Genomic DNA, 8,005 nt, shown 5'->3' on the forward strand with positions numbered 1-8,005 from the left:
CGGGGCAGGGCGCGCTAGGCGCTCTTGCGGTAGAACTTCGCGGGCGTGCCGAACCAGACCTCGTTGTCGGGCACATCGTGCCGCACCTGCGAGCAGGCCCCGATTTCCGCGTTGGCGCCGATGGTCACGCCCGGCATGATCACCACGCTGGCCCCGAACTTCGATCCCCGCTTCAGTCGTCCCACCACCTTCTCGTTGTTCTTGCTGAGCACTGGCGTGTCGGTCACGACGAACGCATATTTCATGATGACTTCGTCCTCGACGATGGTGCCGGCCGAAAGCGTGCACCTGCTGCCCATCGAGACCTTGTTGCCGAGCACGCAACCATCGCGGATTTCGCAATAGGCCGTGAACGAGCAGTTGCTGCCGATCGTGACTTTCTTTCCTACCTTGCAATACGTCCCCACTTTCGTGTTCGGGCCGATCGTCGAGCCGGCCTGGATGAGCGCGAAATCCTCGATCACGCAGCCGGCCGCGATCTCGACCTGGTCCTCGATGATGACGAAGCGGCCGATGGCGACGCCTTCGGCGATCCTGGCGCTGGGGGAGATGCTGTTCAGGTTGTGAGCGTTCATGGTTGTTCCGTCCTGTTCGAGTTTTTCTTCGGCACGCCGCTCAGCTTGTCCTTCGCGGGTTCCGTGCTGCGTGCCGGCACGCCCATCAGGAGCTGGTGCGGCACGTCGACACTGCTGACCACCACCGCGCCCGCGCCGACGGTCGTGTCCGCGGCCAGGCTGATCATCGGCCTGACTACCGCGGCCGAGCCGAAGAAGCAGCGCTCGCCCGTGCTGACGTTGCCTGCCAGGCTGACGTTGTTGGCAAAGTGATTGTGGGCGCCGATCGTGCAGCCGTGGCCGACCTTGGTGCCGTGCGCGATGACGGTCCCGTCGCCGACCAGGGTGTCTTCGTTCACCGAGCCGCGCACGATCGAGACGTCGCTGCCCAGGAAGCAGTTCTTGCCGATCACCACGCCGCCGATCTGGGGCTGGACGACGCGCTCGCCCGTCTCGACATCCCAGACCCAAGCCACGCCGCTGGCGCCAATGGTCGAATGCGGTTCGACCACCGTGTTCTCGCCCAGGATGCAGTTGTCGGCGATGACGACGTGGGAACTCAGCTTGACCCCGGCGTGCAGTTCCGCCTTGCCGATCACGCAATAGGGGCCGATCTCGACGCCGGGGGCGATCACGGCATCGGGATCGACGATGGCGCTGGGATGCACGCCCGCGCTGCCTTCCTTGCCGTGGAAATGGCGCATCAGCTTGTAGAAGGCCAGCTGCGGGTGGCTGAGCCGGATCAGGCAGTTCGAGGCGTCGAAGCCTTCGGTGTCGGTGCACAGGACCAGGGATTCCCTGATCCCGGCATGGCTGCGTCCCTCGGCGTAATAAATACCGTGCGGTTCGATCCGCCTGAAACTCTTGAAACGGAGATGATCGAGCTCGACCTCGTTCGACTCGAAAGGGATGCCCAGCGCAGTCAAGCTCGTCTTGATATGCGTGGTGGTGAAGGATTCCATCGCGTTCATTCCTCGGCGGTAGTGGTGGACAGCGGGAAGCCCGGTGACATCCGGCTACGTTGCATCACGAGTTTCCATTTGTCAACTTTTCACGGGGGCGCGCTCATGCTTGAGGCTTGTCCGTCCAGACAGACTGTAACGGAAACTTCGCCGTTTCGCGAACCCGCTTCGTGCCGCATCGTTCACTCATCCATCCCCTGAGCTTTCGTCTTGCGGTGTTTAGCCGAAATGTATTTGCGTTTAGTTATCGAAACAAAACACGCACGCTCATTCTTTTTTGTTGCCTGTCGGCAAATTGCCACAGTTTATTAGCATTTAGTCTACGCAATGTTTCGTAAAGCTTGCTCAGCGGCAAGTCAGGCTTGATAATCGCTTCATTCCCAGAGGTTGCATGACATTAACGCTGTTGTTCGGTCGAAACAGACCGGGTAGGCAGGACAATTTCTGACTTTTGGGTCAAGGTTTTGATTTATCCTGTCGGAAATATGCGAAGCCGCAAAGCAAGGCTTCGTGATGCGTCGCACGGCGCCATCCACTCCGGGCGAGTCCGATCAATAGTTACAGGGAAAAACTGCGTATGAATTTGAACAACATGAAGGTCGGCAGCCGGCTGGCCCTCGGTTTTGCACTGGTGCTGGTTCTGCTGGTAGCCGTGACGGTGGTAGGTGTCCTGCGCATGGCGCAGATCCAGGACCGTCTGGAGCAGGTGGTGAGCGTGAACAACGTCTCGACCGGCCTGGTGGTCGACATGCGCAACAACGTCGGCGACCGTGTTGCTTCGCTGCGCGTCCTGACCCTGATGACCGATCCGGCCGACATGGAGCCGGAAATGAACAAGTTCAAGGCCCAGACCGAGAAGTACAACGAATCGCAGCGCAAGCTGTCGGCGATCTTCGCCCAGCACGCCAGCGACAGCGAGAAGAAGCTGCTGGCCCAGATCAAGGAATACGAAGGCGCCGCCATGCCGGCGATCGCCAAGGCCGCGGAACTCTACCTGGCGAACAACGCCATGGACGCGACCCGCGTGATGATCAAGGAAGTGCGCCCGGTGCAGAAGAAGTGGACCGAGGCCCTGGACCAGCTGGCCGCCCTGGAAGAGAAGCAGAACGCGCAGAGCGCCGTCGATGCCCAGACCGCCTTCGCCAACGCCCGTAACTTCATGCTGGTGATGCTGGTGGCCGCCCTCGTGCTGGGCGTCGCCGCGGCATGGTTCATCACCCGCAGCCTGCTGAAGCAGCTCGGCGGCGAGCCTGGCTACACCGCCAAGATCGCCGGCAGCATCGCCCACGGCGACCTGTCGATCGCGATCGAGACCAAGGAATCCGACCGCGGCAGCCTGCTGGTCGAAATGAAGGAAATGCGCAACAGCCTGGTCGGCATCGTCGAGCAGGTTCGCCGCGGCACCGAGACCATCGGCACCGCCTCGCGTGAAATCGCGGCCGGCAACATCGACCTGTCCTCGCGTACCGAACTGCAGGCCAGCTCGCTGGAGAAGACCGCGTCGGCGATGGAAGAACTGACTTCGACCGTCAAGCAGAACGCCGACAACGCCCGTGAAGCGAACGCCCTGGCGGCGACCGCTTCGGACGTGGCCCGCAAGGGCGGCGACGTGGTGTCGCAAGTGGTGGGCACCATGGGCGAGATCAACAACTCGGCCAGCAAGATCGCCGACATCATCGGCGTGATCGACGGCATCGCCTTCCAGACCAACATCCTGGCGCTGAACGCCGCGGTGGAAGCGGCACGTGCCGGCGAACAGGGCCGCGGCTTCGCGGTGGTCGCTTCGGAAGTGCGCAACCTGGCGCAGCGTTCGGCAGCGGCGGCGAAAGAGATCAAGACCCTGATCGGCGACTCCGTCGAGAAGGTCGAGCGCGGCACCAAGCTGGTCGGCCAGGCCGGCGTGACGATGGACGAAGTGGTGGCCAGCGTGCGCCGCGTGACCGACATCATGAGCGAGATCGCCAACGCCAGCGCCGAGCAGAGCGCCGGCATCGAGCAGGTCAACATGTCGATCATCGAGATGGACAGCATGACCCAGCAGAACGCCGCGCTGGTGGAAGAAGCCGCCGCCGCCGCCCAGAGCCTGCAGGACCAGGCCGGCGAACTGGCCCGCGTGGTCAGCATCTTCAAGCTGGAAGAAGGCGAGCAGTTCCAGTTCGAACCGGCTGCACCGGCGCCGGCCGCCACGACTGCCGTGGTGCCGCGTCCCGCAGCCAAGCGCACGGCCCCGCCGGCGCTGAAGAAGCCGGCCGCCAAGGCTGCCGCGCCGAGTGCGGAAAAGGGTGACGAGGAGACCGTCGCCAAGCCGAAGAAGAGCACCGCCACCGTCGGCAACGACGAGTGGGAAGAGTTCTAGGATTTTAAGAAAGGCCGGCCCGAGAGCCGGCTAGAGACTGAAAAACATATATCAACTTTTTGGGGAAACAACATGAAAAACCTGTCCGTGAAGCTGTTCGCAGCCCTGGCCCTGACCGGCGCTTGCGCCTCCACCTTCGCCGCTGAAGTCCCGGCATCGTTCGACCCGAAGAAGTGCGCGATCGAATACCCGAAGGCCTCGCTGATGAACGAAGAGCAGGGCACCACCTCGGCGTCGTTCCTGGTCAACGCCGACGGCACGGTGGCCGATTCGAAGGTCGACAAGTCGAGTGGCTTCAAGAACCTGGACAAGGCCCTGATCAAAGGCCTGACCGGCTGCAAGTTCAAGCCGGGCACCAAGGACGGCGCACCGGCCCAGACCTGGACCAAGGTCGACTACGCCTGGAAGCTGGACTAATCTGTTGTTCTCCGCAGCCGGCCCTTCAGGGGCCGGTTGTCGTTTCCGCCTCACCCTCGCAGTATCCCTCCCGCACGATCCCCCGGCCGCCCGGCCCGCTTTACACCGCTTTACATTCGTCGCCGCTGTTACAGGTTTGTGGCCTCATGTATCGGCTGTAATAACTTCCTTCATTCGCCCATCCCGCCGGCCCGGCTCGCTATAGTGGTCTCACACCAACCGAAAGGAGAGCACCATGAAAAGCATTCTCGCCGCCACCGCCGCCGTCCTGATCGGCACCGCCGCCTTCACACCGGCCCAGGCCGATGCTGCGATCCACACCGAAGTCGTGGTGGTCCACAAGGCCCCGCCGGCGTCGCGCCATGAGGCCGTGCCGGCCGCACGCCGCGGCTACGACTGGGTGCCGGGTTACTGGGACTGGAACGGCCGCCGCCATGTGTGGGTCAGCGGCCACTGGGAGCGCGATCGTCCGGGCTATGCCTACCAGCGTCCTGAGTGGCGCCGCGACAGCAGTGGCTGGTACCTGGAGCGCGGCGGCTGGCGCCACGGCGAACGGGTCGCCGCCCGCCGCGACCGCGATGGCGACGGCGTGCCGAACCGCTTCGACGCGCGTCCGCGCAACCCGAACCGCTATTAAGCCTCAAGCGTGGCGCGCAGCCTGTCCGGGCTGCGCGCTGTCGTGTTTTTCTTCTTCGTCGTCGCTGCGCACCCGGTTGCGGCCGGACTGCTTGGCGCGGTAGAGCAGCGCGTCGGCGCGTTCCACCAGCAAGGTCGGATCGGTGTCGTCGCCGCTGGTGAAGCGCATCGTGCATACACCGGCGCTGATGGTGACCACGCCGGGCGGATTGGACGCATGGGGAATCGCCGCCTGCATCACCGCCAGCCGGACGTGTTCCGCCACATTGCGCGCGCCATGCGCATCGGTGCCGGGCAGGAGCACTGCGAATTCCTCGCCGCCGTAACGCGCCGCCAGGTCGGTCGGGCGGCCCAGGCTGTCGCGGATCACGGCCGCCACCCGCCGCAGGCAGTCGTCGCCCGCCACGTGGCCATAGGTGTCGTTGTACCTCTTGAAGTAGTCCACGTCCACCAGCACCAGCGACAGCGGGCTGCCGTTGCGGCCCGCGCGCTTCTTCTCCAGTTCCAGCTCGTACTCGAAGCGGCGCCGGTTGGCGATCCCGGTCAGGACGTCGTTGTCGGCCAGGTGGGCAAGCTCGCGGTTGTCCTGCTGCAGGACCGCGCGTGCGCTCACCAGTTCCTTTTCGAGGTTGTCGCGGATGACGAACTGGCGCGCCAGGCGCCAGCCGAAGCCGGCCAGGGCCGCGATGATCACTGTGATCACCCCGACCAGGACCATGGTCGAGCGCCACCACTTGGCCAGGATTTCGTCCTTCGCCATGGCGGTGCCGACGATCAGCGGGAAGCCGTCGAAATGGCGGTAGCTGTACAGCCTCTCGACGCCGTCGATATAGGAGCGTAGCATCGCCGATCCGACCGGGCCCTGTTCCTGGTAAATGCGGTAGATCGAACCCTTGGTGACGTCGCTGCCGACCAGCTGTTCGTCGAAGGGATGGCGGTAGATCAGGGTGCCGTTGTCGTGCATGAGCAGGATGGTGCCGGACTGGCCGGTGTCGAAGCGCTCGTACAGCTGCGAAAAGTAATCCACGCGGATGCTGCCGAGGACCACGCCGCCGAAGGAGCCGTCGGGATTGTTCAGGCGCCGCGACACAGGCAGGATCCACACGTTGGTGGAGCGGCTGCGCACGGGCAGGCCGACGTACACGCCGCGGTCCTTGCTGACGCGGTGATGGCGGAAGTAGGCCCGGTCCGAGTTATTGCCGCCCATCGGCTGGTCGAGCGAGGTCACTACCCAGCTGCCGTCGGCGCCGTAGACGAACAGGCCGTGCAGTTCGTCGACCTGCGACACCATGTTGCGCAGGTGGGTGCGCAGGCGCTGGCGGTCGGTCTTGTCGAGGCCGTCGTGCTCGATGCGCTCCACCACGCCGGCCAGGACCGTATCGACCACGCGGATCGTGCTTTCGCCCTGTGCGGCGAGCGCGAGCGCCATGTTCGAGGTGACGGTGGCCGTGTCCGCCAGGCGCTGCTTGCGCGCCTGCCAGGCGTCCCAGGTGATGAAGGCGACCAGGAGCAGGCAGAACACGCTCAGGAAGGCAATGACGTAGCGGACCGCAGGGCGCTTTTTTGCGGCGAGACGCGAAATGTGCGGGTCGGATGAGCGGTCGGGAGGCATGGAGAGGCCATCGTGGGCGGGACGCGTCAAGCATATCACCCGCAGCGGCGGCAGGGGGCTGGATGTGTGTGTTGTCGTTTGGAAAACGCTTCCGTGAGAGTCAGTGCTTTCATAAGAACAGCGTCCCTAGGCAGGTCGTATGGTCCAAAAACAAAAAAAAGCCCAGTTCGAAAACTGGGCTTTCATGGAATTCTTGGGGTGGCTGATGGGACTCGAACCCACGACAACAGGAATCACAATCCTGGACTCTACCAACTGAGCTACAGCCACCACTGACTTGCTTTTTGTCTCGTCGTTGTCGAGACAGAACAAGATTATACAAACTCCTCGGCAAAGTGGCAAATTTAAATGTGGGGGGCAAGAAAAGGGGAGGTGGTGTGTTTGCAAACTGGGGTTCCGGCCTTCGCCGGAACGACGGGCGAAGGGGGCGGGTCACAACCAACTCCGTTGGCCCGCTACTCTTAGACGTCGTTCCGGCGAAGGCCGGAACCTAAATTGTGCGCATACCGCCAGCGCTTACTGACTCACCACCGGCACCGCAATCTCGACCTCGTGCACCGGCGGATCGATCCCCAGCAAACTCGTGAACGCAACAGTCAGCGCCGCGCTGCTGGCGCTGGTGAATGCGGTCAGGCTGGCCGGCTGCTCGCCCGCCGGGCGCAGCAGGTGTTCGGCTTCCAGCAGGCGCGCCAGTTGCCGCGCCACCGCGTCGCCGGTGTCGATCAAGACCACGTCCGCGCGGCCGGCCCTGGCCAGCACGCGCTCGATCGAGGCGCGCACCAGCGGGTAGTGGGTGCAGCCCAGCACCAGGGTGTCGGCGCCCTGGTCCAGCAGCGGATGGATGTAGCGCTCCAGCATGGCCGCCGTCTCGCCCGAATCCAGTTCCTTGAACTCGATCTGGTCGGCCAGGCCCACGCAGGGCTGGAGCAGGAAGTCCGCGCCGGTCGCTTCGTGAATCTGGTCGCGCAGCGCCAGGAACTTGGAGCCGAGCAGGGTGCGCTCGGTGGCCAGCACGCCGACCTTGCCGTTGCGCGTGCTCGCGGCGCCAGGCTTCAGGCCTGGTTCCACGCCGACGATGGGCATCGCCGGATAGCGCTCGCGCAGCTCGCGCACGGCCGCCACGGTGGCCGTGTTGCAGGCCACGACCAGCGCCTTGACGCCGTGCGTGGCGAGATAGTCGGCGATCGACAGCACGCGCGCGACGACCACGTCCTCGGGCTTGTCGCCGTAGGGGGCGAAGCTGGAGTCGGCGAAGTAGAGGAGGTGTTCGTGCGGCAGCTGCGCCTGGATGTGGCGCAGTACCGACAGGCCGCCGACGCCCGAGTCGAAGATGCCGATCGGGGCGTCAGGGGAGAGCATGGGGGTCATGTTCGGGCGGCGCAAAGTGAAGTTGGACGCGGGGGGGGGGGCGCCCCGCCCCCCCCAAAAAAAAACCCCCCCCCCCCCCCCCGGCGCCCCCCCCCCGCCG

General features: G+C 64.4%; 7 protein-coding genes and 1 tRNA gene. 3 read left to right on the forward strand and 5 right to left on the reverse strand.

The genetic code is table 11. From position 1 onward, the window contains the following. Positions 1-14: 14 nt before the first annotated feature. Together J8847_RS20450 and J8847_RS20455 are read right to left on the reverse strand one after the other, a co-directional pair. A complete protein-coding gene (locus J8847_RS20450; RefSeq protein ID WP_211526553.1) occupies positions 15-575 on the reverse strand; it encodes a hypothetical protein in 561 nt (186 codons plus the stop codon). Then, positions 572-1,516, reverse strand: coding sequence for a DapH/DapD/GlmU-related protein (locus J8847_RS20455; RefSeq protein ID WP_211526554.1), 945 nt, complete (start codon positions 1,514-1,516; stop codon positions 572-574). The genes J8847_RS20450 and J8847_RS20455 overlap by 4 nt, the downstream gene beginning before the upstream one ends. Positions 1,517-2,093: 577 nt before the next feature. Between J8847_RS20455 and J8847_RS20460 the strand changes: the two genes are divergently transcribed. The 3 genes from J8847_RS20460 to J8847_RS20470 all read left to right on the forward strand — a co-directional run bounded on the left by J8847_RS20460 (position 2,094) and on the right by J8847_RS20470 (position 4,926). Further along, positions 2,094-3,872 carry a methyl-accepting chemotaxis protein gene (locus J8847_RS20460; RefSeq protein ID WP_229429731.1) on the forward strand — a complete coding sequence of 593 codons (1,779 nt, stop codon included), beginning with the start codon at positions 2,094-2,096 and terminating at the stop codon, positions 3,870-3,872. Positions 3,873-3,944: 72 nt separating this feature from the next. Next, a complete protein-coding gene (locus J8847_RS20465) occupies positions 3,945-4,289 on the forward strand; it encodes an energy transducer TonB (protein ID WP_211526555.1) in 345 nt (114 codons plus the stop codon). Between the two features lie 235 nt (positions 4,290-4,524). Then, a complete protein-coding gene (locus J8847_RS20470; RefSeq protein ID WP_211526556.1) occupies positions 4,525-4,926 on the forward strand; it encodes a YXWGXW repeat-containing protein in 402 nt (133 codons plus the stop codon). A 3-nt stretch (positions 4,927-4,929) separates the two neighbouring features. On the opposite strand, the gene J8847_RS20475 is transcribed toward J8847_RS20470, so the two are convergent. The 3 genes from J8847_RS20475 to murI all read right to left on the reverse strand — a co-directional run bounded on the left by J8847_RS20475 (position 4,930) and on the right by murI (position 7,896). Beyond that, a complete protein-coding gene (locus tag J8847_RS20475) occupies positions 4,930-6,537 on the reverse strand; it encodes a sensor domain-containing diguanylate cyclase (protein ID WP_211526557.1) in 1,608 nt (535 codons plus the stop codon). A 194-nt stretch (positions 6,538-6,731) separates the two neighbouring features. Further along, positions 6,732-6,807, reverse strand: a tRNA-His gene (locus tag J8847_RS20480). A 246-nt stretch (positions 6,808-7,053) separates the two neighbouring features. Further along, positions 7,054-7,896 carry a glutamate racemase gene (gene murI / locus J8847_RS20485; protein ID WP_373999956.1) on the reverse strand — a complete coding sequence of 281 codons (843 nt, stop codon included), beginning with the start codon at positions 7,894-7,896 and terminating at the stop codon, positions 7,054-7,056. Positions 7,897-8,005 lie beyond the last annotated feature (109 nt).

It is taken from the genome of Massilia sp. AB1 (genome assembly GCF_018119385.1).
Classification (GTDB): Bacteria; Pseudomonadota; Gammaproteobacteria; order Burkholderiales; family Burkholderiaceae_D; genus Telluria.

Excerpts from the sequence above, each read along its gene's own strand:
- J8847_RS20450 (WP_211526553.1), bottom strand. The coding sequence starts at position 575 with ATGAACGCTCACAACCTGAACAGCATCTCCCCCAGCGCCAGGATCGCC.
- J8847_RS20455 (WP_211526554.1), bottom strand. The coding sequence starts at position 1,516 with ATGGAATCCTTCACCACCACGCATATCAAGACGAGCTTGACTGCGCTG.
- J8847_RS20460 (WP_229429731.1), top strand. The coding sequence starts at position 2,094 with ATGAATTTGAACAACATGAAGGTCGGCAGCCGGCTGGCCCTCGGTTTT.
- J8847_RS20465 (WP_211526555.1), top strand. The coding sequence starts at position 3,945 with ATGAAAAACCTGTCCGTGAAGCTGTTCGCAGCCCTGGCCCTGACCGGC.
- J8847_RS20470 (WP_211526556.1), top strand. The coding sequence starts at position 4,525 with ATGAAAAGCATTCTCGCCGCCACCGCCGCCGTCCTGATCGGCACCGCC.
- J8847_RS20475 (WP_211526557.1), bottom strand. The coding sequence starts at position 6,537 with ATGCCTCCCGACCGCTCATCCGACCCGCACATTTCGCGTCTCGCCGCA.
- murI (WP_373999956.1), bottom strand. The coding sequence starts at position 7,896 with ATGCTCTCCCCTGACGCCCCGATCGGCATCTTCGACTCGGGCGTCGGC.